Origin of the sequence: Nitrospira moscoviensis (assembly GCF_001273775.1) — a bacterium.
Classification (GTDB): Bacteria; Nitrospirota; Nitrospiria; order Nitrospirales; family Nitrospiraceae; genus Nitrospira_D; species Nitrospira_D moscoviensis.
Window position 1 is genome coordinate 3,280,640 of sequence record NZ_CP011801.1, and the last position, 19,349, is coordinate 3,299,988.

General features: G+C 55.3%; 17 protein-coding genes. All 17 read right to left on the minus strand.

Annotated elements, in window-relative coordinates; translation table 11 throughout:
* Positions 1-8 precede the first annotated feature (8 nt).
* A complete protein-coding gene (gene rfbD, locus NITMOv2_RS15970) occupies positions 9-860 on the minus strand; it encodes a dTDP-4-dehydrorhamnose reductase (RefSeq protein ID WP_053380815.1) in 852 nt (283 codons plus the stop codon).
* A 49-nt stretch (positions 861-909) separates the two neighbouring features.
* Complete coding sequence (gene rfbB / locus NITMOv2_RS15975) at positions 910-1,935, minus strand: dTDP-glucose 4,6-dehydratase (RefSeq protein ID WP_053380816.1); 1,026 nt, start codon at positions 1,933-1,935, stop codon at positions 910-912.
* Positions 1,936-1,986: 51 nt separating this feature from the next.
* On the minus strand, positions 1,987-2,352 hold the full coding sequence (locus tag NITMOv2_RS25135) for a four helix bundle protein (RefSeq protein WP_053380817.1): 366 nt from the start codon (positions 2,350-2,352) through the stop codon (positions 1,987-1,989).
* 99 nt (positions 2,353-2,451) lie between these two features.
* Positions 2,452-3,183 carry a sugar phosphate nucleotidyltransferase gene (locus NITMOv2_RS15985; protein ID WP_053380818.1) on the minus strand — a complete coding sequence of 244 codons (732 nt, stop codon included), beginning with the start codon at positions 3,181-3,183 and terminating at the stop codon, positions 2,452-2,454.
* Positions 3,184-3,252: 69 nt separating this feature from the next.
* Complete coding sequence (locus NITMOv2_RS15990; RefSeq protein ID WP_083448104.1) at positions 3,253-5,154, minus strand: polysaccharide biosynthesis protein; 1,902 nt, start codon at positions 5,152-5,154, stop codon at positions 3,253-3,255.
* A complete protein-coding gene (locus NITMOv2_RS15995; protein ID WP_053380819.1) occupies positions 5,151-6,428 on the minus strand; it encodes an O-antigen ligase family protein in 1,278 nt (425 codons plus the stop codon). The genes NITMOv2_RS15990 and NITMOv2_RS15995 overlap by 4 nt, the downstream gene beginning before the upstream one ends.
* The gene (locus NITMOv2_RS16000) at positions 6,425-7,453 is read right to left on the minus strand and encodes a glycosyltransferase family 4 protein (RefSeq protein ID WP_145976381.1); all 1,029 of its coding nucleotides are present in this window, start codon (positions 7,451-7,453) and stop codon (positions 6,425-6,427) included. Before NITMOv2_RS16000 ends, NITMOv2_RS15995 begins: the two co-directional genes overlap by 4 nt.
* A 253-nt stretch (positions 7,454-7,706) precedes the next feature.
* A complete protein-coding gene (locus tag NITMOv2_RS16005; protein WP_053380821.1) occupies positions 7,707-8,714 on the minus strand; it encodes an NAD-dependent epimerase/dehydratase family protein in 1,008 nt (335 codons plus the stop codon).
* A 4-nt stretch (positions 8,715-8,718) separates the two neighbouring features.
* Complete coding sequence (wecB, locus tag NITMOv2_RS16010) at positions 8,719-9,846, minus strand: non-hydrolyzing UDP-N-acetylglucosamine 2-epimerase (protein ID WP_053382121.1); 1,128 nt, start codon at positions 9,844-9,846, stop codon at positions 8,719-8,721.
* On the minus strand, positions 9,846-10,952 hold the full coding sequence (locus NITMOv2_RS16015) for a polysaccharide biosynthesis C-terminal domain-containing protein (protein ID WP_053380822.1): 1,107 nt from the start codon (positions 10,950-10,952) through the stop codon (positions 9,846-9,848). The genes wecB and NITMOv2_RS16015 overlap by 1 nt, the downstream gene beginning before the upstream one ends.
* Before the next feature lie 6 nt (positions 10,953-10,958).
* Entirely contained in the window at positions 10,959-11,984 is a 1,026-nt protein-coding gene (locus NITMOv2_RS16020) for a polysaccharide biosynthesis protein (protein WP_053380823.1), read from the minus strand.
* A 6-nt stretch (positions 11,985-11,990) separates the two neighbouring features.
* The gene (locus tag NITMOv2_RS16025) at positions 11,991-13,256 is read right to left on the minus strand and encodes a glycosyltransferase family 4 protein (RefSeq protein ID WP_053380824.1); all 1,266 of its coding nucleotides are present in this window, start codon (positions 13,254-13,256) and stop codon (positions 11,991-11,993) included.
* Positions 13,257-13,294: 38 nt separating this feature from the next.
* Positions 13,295-14,248 carry a glycosyltransferase family 4 protein gene (locus tag NITMOv2_RS16030; RefSeq protein ID WP_053380825.1) on the minus strand — a complete coding sequence of 318 codons (954 nt, stop codon included), beginning with the start codon at positions 14,246-14,248 and terminating at the stop codon, positions 13,295-13,297.
* A 251-nt stretch (positions 14,249-14,499) separates the two neighbouring features.
* Positions 14,500-16,320, minus strand: a complete 1,821-nt coding sequence (gene asnB, locus NITMOv2_RS16035; protein ID WP_083448108.1) for an asparagine synthase (glutamine-hydrolyzing) — start codon at positions 16,318-16,320, stop codon at positions 14,500-14,502.
* Positions 16,321-16,468: 148 nt separating this feature from the next.
* Entirely contained in the window at positions 16,469-17,389 is a 921-nt protein-coding gene (locus NITMOv2_RS16040; protein WP_187299246.1) for a glycosyltransferase family 2 protein, read from the minus strand.
* A gap of 152 nt (positions 17,390-17,541) precedes the next feature.
* Entirely contained in the window at positions 17,542-18,267 is a 726-nt protein-coding gene (locus tag NITMOv2_RS16045; protein WP_053380828.1) for an SAM-dependent methyltransferase, read from the minus strand.
* Positions 18,268-18,330: 63 nt separating this feature from the next.
* Complete coding sequence (locus NITMOv2_RS16050) at positions 18,331-19,203, minus strand: FkbM family methyltransferase (protein WP_187299247.1); 873 nt, start codon at positions 19,201-19,203, stop codon at positions 18,331-18,333.
* Positions 19,204-19,349 lie beyond the last annotated feature (146 nt).

Here is a 19,349-nt window from a genome sequence, read left to right on the forward strand (position 1 = left end):
GCAGGAAACTATGAGGAGGTTGCAAGAGGAGCGCGTTGGAGGCGCACGAAGCGTGACAAGGCCTGTCTCCAATCAGGAAGAACCTGACCCAGAGCTGCCAGGCGGTTATGGCTCAGAACAGAATAGGCCGGCCGTTTCGCCAAGCGGCCGGCCTGGGCGGTGGTGATCGGCAACACGGGCACCGTGAGTCCCATTTCCTGCACAATGGCTTGGGCGAACTCGTGCCAGGTACAGTCACCGCGATTCGTGACGTGCAAGACGCCTTCGACATCAAGATCGAGCAACGAGGCGAGGGCGTCCGCAAGGTCGCCCGCATAGGTCGGACAGCCGCGCTGATCGTCGACGACGTTCAATACGGGTTGTTCCTGAGCCGCCCGCATGATGGATTTCACAAAGTTCTTTCCCTGCATTCCATACAGCCAAGCCGTGCGAACCACCAGGGCTTTTGCGCCGGACGATAACACGGCTTGCTCCCCTTGCCGCTTGGTCAACCCGTACTGATTGAGCGGATGGGGCGAGTCCGTTTCCTCGTACGGCGTCCGTTTCGCGCCATCGAACACATAATCCGTGGACATGTAGATCAGCCGGGCGCCCGTTCGCGCCGCCGCCTTGGCGACCTGCTCAGTGCCCGTCACATTGACGGCCTTCGCACGGTCCGGTTCCCGCTCGGCCCCATCCACGTCGGTATAGGCGCCGGCATGGATGATGACGTCGGGCGCTACGTCAACGATCTCAGATTCGCAACGGGGACTCGAAAGATCGAACGCCGGCAGGTCTTTGAGAATCAACTGATGCTGCGACAGCGCCGATTGGAGCGCCGAACCAAGTTGACCATGGGCGCCGGTGATCAGGATACGCATCGTCGAATGAGGGCTAGAGGGCTAACGGCATAGCGGGGTAGCGAGGTGCTTACCCCATTACCCCTCTACTCCCACTGAGCCGCTTGCCGTACTGCGCTTCATAATACGCACGGAACTCTCCCGATTTAATGGGGCGCCACCAGGACTCGTGGGTCCGGTACCACTCCACCGTCTCTTTCAGTCCGCGTTCAAATGAAACGGCCGGCCGCCACCCCAGGCGCTTCAATTTGGCGCAATCGACGGCATAGCGGCGGTCGTGGCCGGGACGGTCTTGGACCAATCGAATAAGGCTTTTGGGCTTCCCTAGGTAGGCCAACAGCTGTTCGGCCACGTCGATGTTTGCTCGTTCATTACCGCCCCCGATATTGTAAACCTCGCCCGGCTGACCGTGCAGGAAGACATGCTCGATGCCCGCGCAATGGTCTTCCACCGCCAGCCAATCGCGGCGCTGGCGCCCATCGCCGTAGAGCGGCAACAATTGGTCGTCGATGGCATTGGTGATAAACAGCGGAATGAACTTCTCGGGGTATTGGTTCGGACCATACGTGTTGCTGCCGCGCGTGACCACGACCGGAAATTGGTAGGTCGTCCAGTAACTCAAGGCCAGCACGTCGCCGCCCGCTTTGCTTGCCGAATAGGGACTGCGCGGAGCGAGTCGGTCGTCCTCCGTCGAGTGGCCGCTCTCGACGCTGCCGTACACCTCATCCGTACTGACTTGAAGAAACCGGCTCACGCCGGCCTTGCGGGCTTCTTCGAGCAGGACACCCGTGCCCACGACGTCGGTCTTTGCGAAGGCGCCGGGGTCGAGAATCGAGCGATCGACGTGCGTTTCGGCGGCGCAATTGATGACGCCGTCCTGGGCATGCTCCTTGAGCAGCGACGCGACGAGGTTCTGGTCACAGATGTCGCCGTGCGCGAAAACATAGTGCGGATGACTTTTGACATCTTCGAGATTGGCCAAATTGCCGGAGTACTTCAACGCGTCGAGGTTGACGACAAAATGGCCATTACGAAGCAACCGCCGGACGAGGTGAGATCCGATGAAACCGGCTCCGCCGGTTACGAGGATTCGCATCGCGAATCCTCGGGGGTAACGGGGTAAGGGGGTAACGGGGTAACAGAAGTATTATGCATGTTTGTCTTTGGCCTTTAGTGACCTTAAGAATGCATTCAGCATCCTGCTGATTCTTTCCGTTTTTGCTTCGAACTGCTCATAGTCCAACGATTGCATATACTCCAGATCCCTGGCCAACAAGCCATGGTATCGAGTCTCTTCAAGACTCGCTCTCGCGGTAGTCAGGAACTGGATGTATTCCTTCCTTGAATGCCGGGCATTTCCTTCAACGATGTTTGCGGGAACAGAACAAGCTGCTCTACAGAATTGATCGGTGAGCCGAAACTTTTCGTACTCGGGGAAAGACCGCGTGAGCTTATAGACCTCCAGCACCATTTCATGTGACAGCTTCCAGACCTCGAGGTCCTTCCAATGCATCCGATTTTCTTATCCTTATCCTATGCCTCTTCTTTATGCCCTGCCCCGCTATCCCGCCTATCCCTCTATCTCTGTTATCCCGTTACCCCCCGTACCCCTTTACCCCATCCTATTCGCCCCCGTCTGGCTGACGAGCTGGTTGGCCAGGTAGAGCGACTCGATCGTGCCCGCGTCGGTCCACCAGCCTTCAAGCACGTCCCACGTCAGCGTCCCGGCTTGGATATAGGCGTTGTTGACGTCGGTAATTTCGAGCTCCCCGCGCGCCGACGGCTTCAACGTGCGGATGAAGTCGAACACCTGGGCGTCGTAAAAATAGATCCCGGTCACGGCATACGGCGACTGAGGGTCGGCCGGCTTTTCTTCGATCTTCAGCACGCGATCACCCTGCAGCACCGGCACCCCGAACCGCTGCGGATCTTTGACTTCCTTCAACAAAATTTTCGCGCCGGCTCTTTGCTTGATGAACTGCTGCGCCGCCTTCGCGACGTTGCCTTGGATGATGTTGTCGCCCAGGATCACGCAGATGGAATCCCCGTCCGCAAAGTGCTCGGCCAGACGCAGCGCGTCGGCGATCCCGCCCTCGCCTTCCTGATAGGTATAGTCCAGATGTTTGAGGCCGAACTCCTTCCCGTTTCCCAGCAAGCGGAGAAAATCGCCCGCGTTGTTCCCGCCCGTCACCAGCATGATCTCCGTCACTCCGGCGTTCACCAACGCCTGGATCGGATAAAAGATCATCGGCTTGTTGTAGACCGGCAGCAGATGCTTGTTCGTGACTTTGGTGAGCGGCAACAGCCGCGTGCCCAACCCACCCGCCAGGACGACGCCTTTCATGTTCGATACCCCCTGCTGTGCATCATTGGTATCGGTTGCTCTACTTTAGGACTGTAGCCCAGGAGTTGGTCAAGATACGCGCTGGGGTAATGAGGGTTGAAACGTCGGCACGAATCGTTTGAGGTCCTGCAACAGTTCCTCTTCGTCCATCCCCGAAAGTCTGCGGTGTAGCTCACCGATCCACTGTTCGAGATCGTCCGCTTGCAGAGGGGCCCCGACGGCGCGATTCACTTTCGCATGTGCCGTCGGCTGCGCCTGCTCGCTCTCCTCAAACAACTCTTCGTAGAGCTTCTCCCCGGCCCGCAGACCGGTGTAGATGATGTTCACGTCCTTGCCGGGCACCAGTCCAGATAACACAATCATGTTTCGAGCCAGGTCCGCGATGCGGATTTGTTCGCCCATATCCAAGACGAAGACCTCGCCGCCCTGTCCAAGCACGCTGGCCTGCAGGACCAGTTGGACGGCCTCCGGTATCGTCATGAAGAAACGCCTGATGTCGGGATGGGTCACGGTCACCGGCCCGCCTTTGCGGATCTGTTCGGCAAAGAGCGGCACCACACTGCCGTTGCTCCCCAGGACGTTGCCGAATCGGACGACGGTGAATTTCGTCAATCCTTGCCGGCCCAGCCCCCGAATCACGTGCTCGGCAATCCGCTTGGTCGCGCCCATGACGCTCGACGGATTGACGGCTTTGTCCGTGGAGATCAAGACGAAGCGATCGACTCCGGCCGCCACCGCCGCTTCGGCCACCACCCGCGTGCCCAGGACATTGTTTCGGACGGCCTCCTTCGGATTCAACTCCATGAGAGGCACGTGTTTATGGGCGGCCGCATGGAAGACGATGTCCGGGCTGGTCTGCTTGAAGACTTCCTCGACCCGCTCCGGCATCGTGACATCTCCGATCACCGGCAGCACGCCCACGTGAGGAAACGCCGCCCGCAATTCCAACAACAACGTGTGCAACGCGTTCTCATAGCGCTCGAACAAGACCAACGACGCGGGTTTATATTGCGCAATCTGGCGGCACAGCTCAGAGCCGATGGAGCCTCCGGCCCCCGTCACCAAAGCCGTTTTTCCCTCCAACAACGGATGCAACTCTTGCCGGTCGATCCGGATCGGCTCACGCTGCAGCAGGTCTTCCAGACTCATCGGGCGGATCCGAGCCAGCGACGCGGGGTCGTCCAGCAACTCCTTCACGTTGGGAAGGACTTTGATCGGCACCCCGCACCCCTCCGACGCGGCCAAAATCTTCTGCTTGAGACTCGTCGTCGCGGATGGGATGGCCACGATCACCTCGTCGGCCTGGCATCGCCTCGCCAGGGCGGCGATCTCACTCACCGTTCCGATCACCGGCACGCCGTGGATTTTCGCTCGCCGCTTCACCGGGTCGTCATCGACAAAGCCGACCGGACGATAGTGGTAGCGGTTGTCCGTCAGCATGTCGCGAACGAGCAGCTCCCCCGCATTGCCGGCTCCGACGATCAGCACGCGCCGAGCATTGGAACCCGCAATCCGAATCCATTCCCGGAACCAACGAACAGCCAGCCTGATGCCGGCAAGGTACAACCCGCTGAGGAGGCCGGTAAGAATGATGATGGACCGTGGATACTGAGTCCACCCGAGGAGGCCGTGCAGCACGAGGTATACGACCGCGACGCCCGCGACGGACGCCCACAAAATCCTGCCGAGATCGTGCAAGCCGACATAGCGCCACAACCCTCGCTGGATGCCGAAGACCCACAGGGAGGAGCCGAACACCAACAGGACTATGGGGAGGGATTTCACACCGATCGCGGCGTATTCGGAAGGGACCGCTCCATCGAACCGCAACGCGAACGCCGTCGCGTTGGCCAACGCGATCAACAACCACTGCACGCCGAAGACCAACCACGCGCGGTAGGCGAGCAGCACGTTGCCGTACCGTCCACCGACAGTCTGGAATAGCCTGACTGCAAGTACTCTCAGCGTCATATCAGTTCATTCGCGGTGGCCGGCTGTTTCGGCACATACAGCATGCCGACTGCCAGTAGAACCCAGAACAAGACCGCCAGCGTCCCCACGAGCATGAGATCGAACTGAAATCGGATCAATCCTCCGATGACAGCGACAAAAATAGCCGCTGCCATACCATAGGAATGCTGATCCGAGCTTCCTTGTACCCCAATCCATAAAGTTTTGACAGCACGAACCATCAACCAGACAAACAGCAACGCTCCGGGGATTCCCACGTGGAGCGCATGGTAGAGGACAATATTGTGAGCCCCGGCATTTTTCACTCGAACGTGTCCCGGCTCAACTTCTTCCGGTTCCTGGCCGTACACGAGCAAGAAATTATCCTTTCCGTAGCCGATGCCGACCACCGGATGCTTCTGAATCTCACCCAGCATGAATTTCCAAATGTCGAACCGGTGAATGATCGAACCCACATTTTTATTCATGGGAATTGTGCCGCCATTCGTGCCCGGCAACGTCACATTCGACAGGCTCACGAGCCAGAGGGCCCCCATCAGAACAAGGGCGGAGACTGTCGCGAACACCACGTGCTTCCACCGGCGGAACAGCCATGCCATCAGAACCAATTCGGCGGACAAGGCCACGGCCCCGGCGCGCGATCGGACGAGGACTAAACAGATGATGGCGCTCGCAGCGACACCCCCCGCCACCCAACGCATCCAGGGTCGTTCGCCGGCAGAGGAAGCCCCGACACAGAGCGGGATGAGCAGGACGAGATAGGTCGTCAGCCACACTTCCGCCGGCAAGAAGGATCTCATGGCTTGCTGGTTTGCCGGATCGAACTGGCTGATCCCGTAGATCGAAATCAGGCCGGTCGTGCCTACCATAAGATAGAGAAGGTTCCGGCGGCCGGCTGCATCGCGAAGGAAATACAGCACGGCATAAAAGATCACAATGCCCTGGAGGAGTTTGCCGAATTCTTTCAGGCTATAGGCTGGAAATTGCGCGAAGGGGATGCTCAACGCGATCCAGGAAACATAGGCCAACAGCGGAATGTCCAACGCGGTCGGTTTCCAGAACAACCGTTTGTGAACCAGCGACCAGCCTACGAGCAGCGCGAGGAGCAGAATAAAGGCGTGTCGTTCGACAAACAGCAAGGGGCGAAACGGCAGCGACGCCACATAGATCCAGAGAAGCGCGCGAACGGCCGCAGTCACATACCGGGAAGCGGCGCCCGTGAACTGGCCTGATACGGGAGTCGCATCGACGGAGGCGCTGCCGAGCACGTTCATGATCGGACTCTTCGCTCCACCAACTGGACGCCGACGATAACGCCGCCATAGACGGCAGCGACCGCCAACAGGACGCCGGCCTGCTGCCATTCCGTTCCCCCGTGATACAAAACGGCCAAGGCGCCGCACAGCAACATGAGTCCGTATTCGACCAAGACCGTTCGCCGGTGGCCCCATCCCGCGAGCACCAATCGCTGGTAATAATGGGTGCGATGGGCTTCCCAAATGCGCTCCCCTTTCCACGTGCGCCGGATCAACGTCATCGTTGCATCGACGACAAAGGGAGAGAAGAGCACCAAGGGAACCCACAGATCGAAGCTTCGCTCCCGCATACCGAGCACAGCGAGGGAGCCGCTCAAGAAGCCGATGGGCACGCTGCCCACATCGCCCATAAAGATCCGCGCCGGTGGGAAGTTATGGAAAAGAAAGCCCGCCGCCCCGGCGGACAACACCGACGCCGTGACGAAAATGAACGGATTCCCGGACTGCCAACCGAAATAGGCGAGCACGGCGAAGCCCAGCATCGTCATGCCGCCCGCGAACCCGTCCATTCCGTCCATGAAGTTGTACAAGTCCGTCATCCACACTAGAAACAGGACGGTCACGGGCAAGGCCACCCAACCAATTCTGATTTCTCCGGCAAACGGCACGGAGATGGCTTCCAACACCAGCCCCCCTCCGACAACCACTCCGATCGCTGCGGCGACATGGATACATAACCGCAGAAGCGGCGGCAGGCCCCATCGATCGTCACAGAAAGAAACGGCCGCCAATACGGCCGTCGCGCCCATGATCCACATATCAACCGACTTCAGCGTGACGACATCGCTTAACAGGATGAGTCCAAACCCGACGCCGGCGCTGAGAAGCACCGCCAGACCGCCGGTCCGAGGAGTCGGCCTATCGTGGAGGGACCGTTCATTGGGATGATCGAGCAGGTGGAGGGCAGACTCTTGGTCGCAGAGGCGCCGCGTCAGCCACCAGGAGAACAAAAACACGATGCAGGGGGCGATAACAATACTCACGATGTGAAATGATGGCACGAAGCCGGGACAGCGTTGGAGACCCGATCAGCGACGATGGCGGCGCGCACCTGTGAGTGCGTCACATTGCCGATCCAGCCAGCGCATCCGGGCCTTTTCGGGTCAATCGAGCGATCGCATTATGTGCAATCCACGTCCGGCTCGTCAATAAACGCAGAACGTTTGCGGATCCGTGAGATCCTCACGACCGACCGTCACCATTTCTCACTGGTCCGTCCTCGCCACTGCGCCGCTTTCACGCTGAAGCCCTAGGGCGCGAGGTGAAACGGCGGTAAAAGGCAATGAGTTCGGGCACGGCATCCTCAAACGACAGGGAGGGTCGATATCCCACGTCGTTGGCGAGAGCTTGAGAGCTGTACCAAGCCGGTTCGATCAGCTTCGAAAGACTGGTGGATGTAAAGGGGAATGGCCGCCTTGTGACCCCCTGAACGATATCGCCTCCGATAGCACCCATCTTCAGCAGCGACAGCGGGACGCGCCGAGCAGGAACCGGTTTTCCAAGCCCCGCACACAGCTGTTCATAGATCGTTGTGACGTTGTACGGCTTTGCATCCGTGACGATGTAGCAATCCTTGAGCGGTTTGTCGGATTGAAGCAACTGCACCACCGCCTGCGTAAAGTTGTCGACATGCAGCATGCTGCGCACGGTCGAGAGCCGGGGGAGCGGCGGAAAGCGCCCGCGATCAATGGCCTCGATCATCCTGAACAAATTGCCCTTCTCGGTGGGGCCATACACCATCGGCAAACGAAGAGACACGCCTGAGAATCTATATCGTCCCGCATATTCCCGGACCAACTGCTCAGCAGCCCATTTGGATTTCGCATACGCCGACTGAGGAGCCGGCGCTTGCGACTCATCGACGCACCCGTCCGTCGTCTCCCCGAATACCTTGACGCTGCTGGCAAAGATAAACCGCCGAACCCCGGCCGCAGCCGCGGCATCCAGCGAATACCTAGTTCCCTCAACATTGATAGATTCGTATTCACCGTCATTCCCGGATCTCTCATCAACCGCATGCGCCTTCCCGGCGAGATGGACGACTGCCTCACATCCCTCGACCGCGCGCTTGGCTGCCAGGGGATCGCGAAGGTCGCCGCAAATGACTTCGCAGCCAATGTCTTCACGATAGGACAGGGCAGAATGACAATATACTCGGACTGTATAGCCGTTATGAGTTATCGCTGGAACGAGATTCCTTCCGATGAAACCGGCCGCACCCGTAACCAAAATTCGTCCGGCCACGTTCCTATTTACTCCAAACGAGACGATTTACATAGTCCGTATAGCTCAGAATGATGCGAACCACTTTTTCGGATACGTTGGGCACATCATAATCCCGCACTATCCGCAACGCACGTTGTTCACCACGAGGCTGTTTTTCCAAGATCGTCAGCGCTTGTAGCACCCGCTCTTTTTCCAAGCCGGTCATCATGACAGCGCCTTCTTCCATGCCTTCAGGACGCTCGTGCGCTTCGCGGATATTCAGAGCGGGAAAATTCAAGATGGACGATTCTTCCGTAATCGTCCCGCTGTCGGACAAGACCGCGATGGCGTTCATTTCCAGGCGGACGTAATCAAACAAGCCGAACGGCTTGTGCAGCTCCACCAAACGGGATAATTGGATTTTGGCCGCCTCGATCCGCGCACGCGTTCTTGGATGTGTCGAGACGATGACGCGTCGACGGAAGGAGGCCGCCAATGAATCGAGGAGGTCGATCAGCTTACGGAACTGGGTCGGGGAATCAACGTTCTCCTCGCGATGGGCGCTGACCACGAAATAGTCGCGTGGTTTCAGACGGAGTGCCTTCAGGACTTGGGATTGCGCGATCCGAGACCGATAATGGCTCAACACCTCATACATCGGGCTGCCGGTCTTGATGATACGCTCTGGCGGCAAACCTTCTCTCAAAAGATACTCCCGAGCCAAGTCACTGTATGTCAGATTGACATCGCTCAAGTGATCGATCATTTTCCGGTTCAATTCTTCAGGAACGCGCTGGTCAAAACAGCGATTACCCGCCTCCATATGGAACACCGGTATCCTGCGCCGTTTGGCCGCAATTACCGCAAGACAGCTGTTGGTATCACCAAGAACGAGCACAGCATCCGGCGACTCCTTCTCCAGTACGGGATCCACTGCGATGAGAATGTTGCCGATGGTTTCCATGACTGTCTGACCCGCAGCCTTGAGCATGTACCGGGGCTTACGGATGCCAAGCTCTTTGAAGAACACGTCGCTGAGCTCATAATCGTAATTCTGTCCGGTATGGACCAGACAATGGTCGGTGTGTTGGTCCAGCTTGGCCAACACCCGGGAGAGCCGAATGATTTCCGGGCGCGTGCCTACGAACGTCATGACTTTCATCTTTTTCATCATATTTCCACAGGCTCCCGAATGGTGTCGGAACGTTGTGGATCGTAAATTTCGTGCGCCCAAAAGAGAGTCATGAGGTCCGTAGGGCCGATATTCGTGATGGAGTGCGTGTGAAACGTCGGCATATCGATGTATTCAGGCACAGCCCCATTCACCGGAAACTCGACGACCTCTCGCGACATCAGCTTCCGCAATCGAATTACGGCTTGTCCGCTCAGGACAAGAAATCGTTCGACCTTTCTCGTGTGATAATGGTTGCCTCGCGTCACACCCGGCTTGGTCGTCGAGATAAAGCATTGTCCGCCGCTACGTTCTTTGACCGCCTCAAATAAGTTTCCACGGGCATCGGCATGCAGCTGCAGTTTCACTGGATAAAACTTCGGAAACAGATATGACCGGTACGCATTGAATAGGTCCAGATCGAGGTCGTCGGAGAGGTTGGGGACCAAATGGGCACGATACGCCTTATCGAACAGCACGAGCTTACCCAGGCACTCGGAAACGAGAATCCGATGTCCCGTCAGCCGCAGATCTCCTGAGATTCGGTTTTCGATCGCCTTTCTGATATGCCGCATGACGTCCTGCGCATGGATCAATTCCAGCTCACTGTCCTGGATCACGCGTGGTTCCTCTCCAGAGGCCAACTGATGACAAAATGTCGCTATCGCTGAGTTGTAGAACGGCCGACCGCCTTCGCCAAACACGTTCGGGATGACGACGTCCGTAAAGATGCTGCCGATTCTGACGCTCCACTCTGTCAACAACTCGGCAGAGCGCCGCTTGGACCGCCCGTACGCCGTGTCCCGATCGCGATGCGTGGAGTTTGCGAACAGAATGTGAGGACGCGCCCCGGCGGCGTCACAGGATGCAATCAACCGCCGAGCCAAATCTACATTGGTGTGCTCAATCTCCTCATCCGCGCCCCGATTCACGCCTGCCAAGTGAATCACCGCGTCGGCCTTCCGTACGGCGCGCTCCAGCTGCGCCTCGTCGCAGAGATCCTGGCGCGACAGCCCAAGGACGTGCCTTTCTCCGTGCGGATGAAAATGCACTCTCGCGTGCCATCCCAGAAAACCTTCTACCCCTGTCACTACGATAACGGACATCGTCGGCTACGCCGATCCGGCCAACTCCTTCTGGATCTCGGGCAACGTGCGCAGCAGCGCTTCGACTTCTTTCGCATTGAGCCGTTGCGTGTTGTGCGACGTATAATCTTCCCATTCCGCTTCCTGCACATCGCCCTCCGTGAAGTACTTACTGTAGTTCAAATCACGCGTATCCATTGCGACGCGATAGTAGTCCTTCATGTCCTCGGCGCGGCGCAGCTCTTCCCGCGTGGCCAGCGTTTCGTACAACTTCTCACCATGCCGCATGCCGATCACCTTGACGGGAACATCGGAATCAAACACGCGCTTGAGCCCGTCGGCCAAATCGCTGACCGTACAGGCCGGGGCTTTACGAATCAGAATATCTCCTTGGCGGCCTTGTTCGAAGGCGAACAAGACCAAATCGACCGCCTCGCGAAGAGGCAAGAGAAACCGCGTCATGGTCGGTTCCGTGATCGTCAACGGCTTCCGCTCTTTGATTTGTTGGACGAACAGGGGAATGACCGAGCCACGGGAGTACATCACATTGCCGTACCGCACCACACTCGCAATAGTGGGTCCCTCCCCGCTGACCCGGGCCGCAGCCTGTGTCACCTTTTCCATCAGCGCTTTCGTCATCCCCATGGCATTGATGGGATAGACGGCCTTGTCGGTGCTCAGGCATATGACCTTGGTTACGCCATGTTTAATCGCCGAATCGACTACATTGTGGCTGCCGTACACGTTGGTATACACGGCTTCCATCGGGAAAAAATCGCACGACGGCACCTGCTTCAACGCGGCGGCATGGAAGACGAAATCCACACCCTTCATCACGTCGTCGACGCTCATTCGATTCCGCACGTCGCCGATATAGAACTTCAGACGAGGATCCCCGAATTCGATACGCATCAATTCTTGTTTCAATTCGTCGCGGCTAAAGATACGAATTTCTCGTACCGGACGCGCGCGTAAGACTTCGACAAAGGCCCTACCGAATGAGCCGGTTCCGCCTGTGATGAGGACGGTTTTGCCATCGAATACGTCTTTCATAGGACCCTACCCCTTTGCTCCCGCTAGCGGCGTTGACTTCATCGCTAATGATGAGTGCGCCAATTCCTGCATCCAGCCTTCCAGTCGATCGAAAAGCATATTGCGCTCGAAATGCGTCCGATAATACTCGGCGGCGCACCGGCCCATCCGTTCTCGGGTCTCCGGAGCGCAGTCCGCCATCTGTAACACCGCTCGCGCCAAGGCCTCCGAATCTTCCGCCGGGCCGACACAGCCGGCCCCCGCCTCTTGGATAATCCGGGCGCCCTCTCCGTCCAGCGCCGCCACAATGGGACGTCCCGCGGCGAGATAGGACTGGACCTTCCCGGGAATCGTCAGCGAAAAAATCGGATCCCGACGCAGCGTCACCAGCATCGCATCGGCCTGAGCATAGAACGCCGGCATGCTTTCCAGCGGATAGTGCCCCAGCATGTGGACGGTCTTCCGCAAGCGGAGTCGATCGATCTCCTGCCGCACCCACGTAAACATGCGTCCGTCGCCCAAAATAATCCAGTGAATGTCGTCGCGCGATTTCAGCCGTTCAGCCGCACTCAGGATCGTCGCGAAATCCTGGGCCGCCCCCACATTGCCTGCGAACATCACTCGAAATCCCTTCGGCAGTACAACTCCCTCCGGCAAAGGCAATTGCGCCGTGGTCGCCTCATAGAGCGCCTCGGCCCAACTCGGAAAATAGCGCATTGCGTCCGGTGGAACCTGCTGCTGCGCCACGTGCGGCATGAAGGCCATCGACTGCACCAAAATGCGATCGCAGTGGCGATAGATCATTTGCGCCATGCGCTCGACTAAATTCAGCACACGAGGGGATCGTATGGCACCGGTCGCGGAAAGGCTTTCCGGCCACAAGTCCAGCACCCACAGAAGAATCGGCGCCATTGTGAGCCATTTTATGACGATGGCTGGCAAGCAGACCGTCAATGGCGACGGTTCATGCACAAAGATCAGATCGTACCGGTCGCGGCTTGATAGAAGACCTCGAATCGAAGCCATGGCAGCGAACGAGAGATAGTTCAACACGAGGCGAAGGCGAGTGCCGCTTCCCCGCAAGACCATGGGACAGCGAATAACTTCAATGCCGTCGTACGTTTCCCGGTACGGTCCGGTAAGACCGTATCCATCGGCGAATCGCCCCGAGGGATAATTCGGCATTCCCGTCAAGACCGTCACCGCATGGCCGCGCTTGTGAAACTCCCGGGCGAGATCGTTGATGCGGAAATTTTCCGGCCAGAAGTACTGCGTGACGATGAGCAGACGCATCAAGTCTCTGGTGCTTCTCAACCCTTAAATGCTAGCACTCAACCATGTATTACTCGGCAAAGCGGCATTCGGCCAGACGCCATAACGGCTTTAAACATCTTCTGATAATCGTTTAGATTCTGGTTAGCGGATCGCCAAGCAGCAACATAGCTTCTACATTTGTGCCGCTCTTGAGCCATTTCTTTCTCGGTCATCGCTTGATAGCGAAGCAACGTCTGCACAAAAGCATCTTCGTTGTCGATAGGAAGATCCGCACCTACTCCAGCGGAGGCGAGATTGCGCCAAGGTGTTCGGTCGCTAATTATTACAGGAAGACCAGCCATGAGAGCTTCAACAATCGCATGGCCGAAGTTTTCTCCTAAGGTTGGGAGCAACATTACATCATAGTCGCGCAGCCGTTCAGACAACTGTTCGTGGGCGATCTCCCCTCTATAGTAAACCTTTACATTGGATGGACAATGCGCGATTTGCCGTTGACAGGCATTCCAATAGGACGCGTCCTCAATAATTCCCCAAATATCGAGGGTCACTTCACCACGAAGGTGGGAGGCGATACGGATTGCTGCTAGCGTGTTTTTCATTGGGACAACCCGTGAAACGACCACTATCCGCAAACGATTGGCCAGTTTATCGTCATGCTGAAGCATGTAACCATTCGCAGGGCCCGGCATGTTGCTGGCAAGGAAAAGATGACTTCCATCAGTCGAGAACAGATTCCGTATCTGATGTGCCTCCGGTTCAGAACAAGCATGCCAATAGATGTGCCCGTAGAGTCTCGCTTGCCTGGCCAGCAAGAGGTATGTTTGTTTACGAATCGATTTGAGGCTGAGGGCTCCCGGAGAGAACTCTCCTCTGGGGGTCACAAGCATTGGCGTAGACTTACCACGTCCCAACGCAAGAAACGGTGCTATCGAAAATGCCCGGTCGAAGAAGCTATTCAAGTAAATCATGTCCGGCTGAACATCGCGCAGCACACTTTTGTAAAAAGCCATCCTCATTCGCGAAGGAGCTTCATAGAAAACTGTAGCTCTCTCCCACTGTTGCCATCGCCCCCTCTCGATTCCTTGATACGGCGAACTCGCCAGATGATCTCGATCCTGACAGACCACTCGGAATTCATACTCGTTGCTTAAAGCCCGCACTAGATTGACTAGGCTTCGCACTGGCCCACCAGCCCTATACCCTGGCCAAAAGTACCGCGAGAAGACCAAAACTACTGGCATGTGAGCTCAGGAAGGACTTATCATGCGTAGACGCATTGCGAGACAGCCACCGCCCACCGGCGACTGGCTTGCCCTTCGCTGATAATCGGCAATTCTTCTCCGTCCAAGGCAATTCCTTTTTGCCCAATCCATTCTGCTAGCGGAATTCCGAACCCGGTCTTGGCTCGACTAAGGACCGTCTGGTTCAGCGGTGCTTTAAGGCTACCAGCAAGTAAACTTTTCCCATTGAAACGTCCGAATGATCTCAACACAGGTACAAGATCATGCAACAGCCAGGCGTCCACAAGCGGTGTTCGCAACTCAACGCTATGATCCATACTGGCCCAATCACTATCCCGCAACAACTGATTGCGCAGATAAGTCATCGATTCGATCTGGCCAACTGCTGCCATGGCATCCACCGGAAGAGCGTCCACCATTGACTCGATCAAATCGCCGGGGTCCAGGCTTAGAACAATTTCACATGACTGCTTCCCACCCAGCAGTGTCGATAATTCCACCGGTGTAAAGAGACCTCTGCGAAGCCAGTACGCCCCGTACATATTCCGTGCTTGGGTAATGTAGCGCCAGCGAGGATTTCCACTACGATATGCCCATATATTCATGACGAGGTTTGTGACTGGTTGCACCCCTGGTATCCTACTCAGCTGTCGCCAGCAACTGAGGAAGAATGGAAGTTGCTGAAAGCTGGGGTATCCATAAAATAGTTCATCACCTCCGACCCCTGAAATGACCACTTTTAGTCCTAGTTCAGCGGCGGCCTTACTGGCATACCAGGTATTGATACCGTCAATGCTAGGCTGATCCATGGCCGATAATAGCCTGGACAAATCGGATTCAAATTCTTTCCGGGTAACGGTCCTAACGTGATGCCTAATTCTGAAACTCCTGGCAATTTTGTTCGCCACAGGCACTTCGTCGTGGTGTCTTCCTTCAAACTCTTTGAATGCCACTGTGACGGCCTGAATCTCCTCAACACCGTGCTCCTTTACCAATCCGGCAAGAGTCCCAGAGTCGATACCACCCGATAGGAACACACCAACGGGAACATCCGCTACCAAGTGACGCTTCACAGAATCCGAAACTGCAGCCTGGACGACTTTCTGCACGTCGTTTCTCGTCATGTGGCAATCCGGAGCCGAACGCCACGAGTCGCCGATATCCCAATACTTGTGCGGCCCGATCAACTTCCCTTGAGCTGTAATCCGACACCAACTCCCTGCTGGCAGTACACTGATGTTACGAAACCACGTCCGTGGCTCTGGAACGTAACCTAGAAGCCAAAAACCCACCTGACCATGGATGTCAGCTTCGTCGGACACTAAATCAGAAGCGAGAAGAGCCTTTACCTGCGAAGCGAAGAGCCAATAGTGATGGCCGTCACCGATATATAAAGGCTTAATTCCATATGGATCGCGTGCCAAGAGCACCTCACGAGCTAACCGATCCCATATGGCAAGAGCAAACATGCCGCGCAGACGAGTGAACATTCCTGGCCCTTCCCGCGCGAACAGTTTGATCAAGACTTCTGTGTCGCTCTGAGTACGGAACTGATCGCCAAATTGTTCGAGTTCGTGGCGCAACTCGCGAAAGTTGTAAATCTCTCCGTTGTAAACAATGACATACCGACCATCATCAGAATGCATCGGCTGATTCGCACGAGCATCGAGATCGATCACCGACAAACGGCGATGGCCAAGACTGATGCTCCCATCGCTCCAATATCCCAAAGCGTCGGGGCCTCGGACTGCCATTCTTCCACACATTCGCCGGACGGCATCGTGCACTATGGATTGCCTCCCCCCACAGCCGTGCATAAACACACCTGCGAACCCACACATGATCAGAGCTCTCTAGTGAAAGACTATGCTCGTGATTTTGGTAAGAATGAAGCATGTGGCCCGCCTCTATAACGGCCCCACACGCATAACACAGGACTTAGATGTTGAACCGCTAAGGGGAAGGCCATGTTGCTGCTAAGGTACTCCTTTATGTCCGCTTATAGAGGGCGTAGCAGAGACGAAGGATGGGACGAGGCATGAGCATAAGTATTGAAGCGAGATAGAATTCTGGATAATTCCAATATAACTTAGCCATTTTGACCATCTTCGGTGATGCACAAGCGAAACCGGTTGTAAAACCCTGCGCGCGCTCAACAACGACTGCTCTCCAAGAGCGCCCGAACTTGTAGGCCAGCACTCGCTTCAAGATCTTTCGATCGAAGAACTCTTCAAATTGGCGAGCTACAATTGAGTAGTTTATTCCATGAACCTCAAAAGAGTCGTACCAACGGGTTTCTCCCGGCGGCTTGGGATCGCTCAGAAAATTCTTTCCGTCGAGAAGGTAGAACGTTCTTCCTACGACCAATGCATTTAGAGACAGAAACAGGGTCACCCACGATGTACCAATAAATTGCTCAGCTCTATCCATTCCCGTTAACAGTATTTCCCGTTTAAAAAGCATCGCCGAGCAAAAACCAAGTTGATCCTTCAACTGAGCCAGCATCTCGTTTCTGTCTTTGACCATTCGGCTTCCACAAATCTGAACTGAGTACTCTGCTCCGCTAAGATCGGTGGAATTGATGTACATAAAGTCTATGGTGGGATGGGTCATCAAAACCTTCATCACATTTCCAATGGCTCCGGGACAGAACACGTCGTCACCAAACCACCACACAAAATTTCCCTCTGCTTCTCTGCTTAGAAACATGAAGGCACGATCTACCCCTTCTTTCCTTAATCTGAAATATCGGATGGGTAATTTCCCACGATAGGCGGCTACCATCTTCTCTGTCTCAGCATCTGAGTTGTCATCTCGGATAACAATTTCAACATCCTGAAGATCCTGACCAAGCAAACTATCCAAGGTTCGCTTGAGTTGACGGGTCTGACCGTAGGTGGGAATGCACACGCTCATAAGCATAGAGATGCAAACCCTAAACCAGCCCTATCAAGGATAAGAGAACCAACACGGCTAGCACAGGTTCAAGACGGTAGGAGTGGTAATTGTTCAGCAATAGAGGTTCAAAAACGAGTGGAGCACTTGCAGATAGCGTGTTTACCTTACCATGGCCGGACGATGCCAATAAACATCGCATTAGCGTTATTGTAAGGTTCACCAAACTTGGCACCGGAGACTTTGGAATATTCCGTCTGCTCCCACCTATTGTCTACCGACACTCTCTTTAAATAATAACACTCTGAGAACAGAGTACCTCCACGCTCCAGATACTCATCGAAAAATGGATTGTACCCGAGAGGCAACGTTACGAGCATAGTCCCACCGGGGGAGAGGCACTTATCTCGCAGGTTCTTGATCGCAGCAGGAATCTTTCCAGGGTCATGCTCTGGTTCATCCCACCCCACATGTTCCAACGTCGAAATGCTAATAATCGCGTCGTATTTCTGTTCCGGAAGAAAATCCACTACATCCATATTGATAAGGCCCGGGGCGGCATCGTACTTGTCTAGGATATCTCTCCGTTGACTGAACCCATAGTTCCTAAGAACATTGCCAACCTCAAGGATCCTGGCATCGCACTTCTGTGCTCGAAGGAACCATTCAGCTATTGGAATCTCCACTGTTCTTTCGTTTTGGTAGGCGAGGTTATAGGTATGCCGAAAATACTTTAAGTGATGAGTCGAAAATTGGAACGTACCAGAAGGTGTAATATAAAAGTAAATGTTCGTTAAAGAGTTCGCTAGCATCCGTTGGCCAACGTTGAGCAGTTTCTTAGTAAAACCTGCCAAACCACCTTCTTGATAAAGTTCCCGCAGATCACTCTTCATTGCGGTATATCCAGTTCAGAAATTGCCCAATGTTTCTATAGCCTCGTGCCTCATCCACGATCATCAATCGATTCTCTTCGCAAGAATATGCCCGGTATACATATTTCTCGCTTCTTCTCCAATGAGGTGGGGCACATAGACATGAGTTGGACCCGTGTGGTACGTGGAATACCCGCACTCTTGCAGATAAGGCTCTAGCCTCTCAAAGCCATAATGGTATTCGATCATCATGTCAGAAAATTTCCTCAGCACCGCCTTAGGGGTCTTTAATAGTATCTCATACTCAAACCCTTCTGTATCCAGCTTGAGAAAGGCATCTGTCACACCGTAACGCTTCACGATTTCGGTCAGCGTTACCATTGGAACAGTCTGACCGGTCTCCGGCGTAGCGAAATTCGCGCCAAACATGGCTTCTGATCCAGGATCCACTATGATGCTTCCAGGTTCCCCACCCACCGCGGATAAAACAACCTCACAAGAATCCGCCAAGCCATTCTTCCGTATGTTTTGCTCCGCAAGTCTGTAATAGCCAGGGAATGCTTCAAATCCTACAACACGGGTGGCTCCTTGCAGCAAAAAGTAAATAGCCGTGTCTCCGAAAGCCGCACCAATATCTATTACACATTTCCCCTTGGGGCTCAGCCTGCTTAGAAATCCCCTATAAGGATCAAACGCAAATATCTCGAAGATGGTATCAAACCCGTACTTCCCAAACTCAAACTCCAACTCCCGGCCAAGATAATGAAATTGGATTGACTCATTGGACAATTTCGCGGAAGGCAGCAAACTAAACAAATGGGTATGCAGGATGTATTTTTCCCAGGTTGGTCTAGTAACGTCTATTTGGAATCCATTCCGAAAAATGGCTCGACTGTTCTCCTTTTTACCGTATCGGACGAGGAGCGCGTCAAACCAGTTCTTCGTCGATTTGATCACATAATACAAGCTTCTGATTCTTGTGGCCGTATCACGTAGCACTATCACTGTCGACCTGCCTAGTGAAGTCATATGCATCCTTATTCATTCCAGTGATCTTTGCCCTTAAGTAGGTGGGGTTTCCGAATCGATCAAAGTACCTCCAC

Excerpts from the sequence above, each read along its gene's own strand:
- NITMOv2_RS16020 (WP_053380823.1), bottom strand. The coding sequence starts at position 11,984 with ATGAAAGACGTATTCGATGGCAAAACCGTCCTCATCACAGGCGGAACC.
- NITMOv2_RS16025 (WP_053380824.1), bottom strand. The coding sequence starts at position 13,256 with ATGCGTCTGCTCATCGTCACGCAGTACTTCTGGCCGGAAAATTTCCGC.
- wecB (WP_053382121.1), bottom strand. The coding sequence starts at position 9,846 with ATGAAAAAGATGAAAGTCATGACGTTCGTAGGCACGCGCCCGGAAATC.
- rfbD (WP_053380815.1), bottom strand. The coding sequence starts at position 860 with ATGCGTATCCTGATCACCGGCGCCCATGGTCAACTTGGTTCGGCGCTC.
- asnB (WP_083448108.1), bottom strand. The coding sequence starts at position 16,320 with ATGTGTGGGTTCGCAGGTGTGTTTATGCACGGCTGTGGGGGGAGGCAA.
- NITMOv2_RS16045 (WP_053380828.1), bottom strand. The coding sequence starts at position 18,267 with ATGAAGAGTGATCTGCGGGAACTTTATCAAGAAGGTGGTTTGGCAGGT.
- NITMOv2_RS15985 (WP_053380818.1), bottom strand. The coding sequence starts at position 3,183 with ATGAAAGGCGTCGTCCTGGCGGGTGGGTTGGGCACGCGGCTGTTGCCG.
- NITMOv2_RS16015 (WP_053380822.1), bottom strand. The coding sequence starts at position 10,952 with ATGTCCGTTATCGTAGTGACAGGGGTAGAAGGTTTTCTGGGATGGCAC.
- NITMOv2_RS25135 (WP_053380817.1), bottom strand. The coding sequence starts at position 2,352 with ATGCATTGGAAGGACCTCGAGGTCTGGAAGCTGTCACATGAAATGGTG.
- NITMOv2_RS15990 (WP_083448104.1), bottom strand. The coding sequence starts at position 5,154 with ATGACGCTGAGAGTACTTGCAGTCAGGCTATTCCAGACTGTCGGTGGA.
- NITMOv2_RS15995 (WP_053380819.1), bottom strand. The coding sequence starts at position 6,428 with ATGAACGTGCTCGGCAGCGCCTCCGTCGATGCGACTCCCGTATCAGGC.
- rfbB (WP_053380816.1), bottom strand. The coding sequence starts at position 1,935 with ATGCGAATCCTCGTAACCGGCGGAGCCGGTTTCATCGGATCTCACCTC.
- NITMOv2_RS16030 (WP_053380825.1), bottom strand. The coding sequence starts at position 14,248 with ATGGCTTTTTACAAAAGTGTGCTGCGCGATGTTCAGCCGGACATGATT.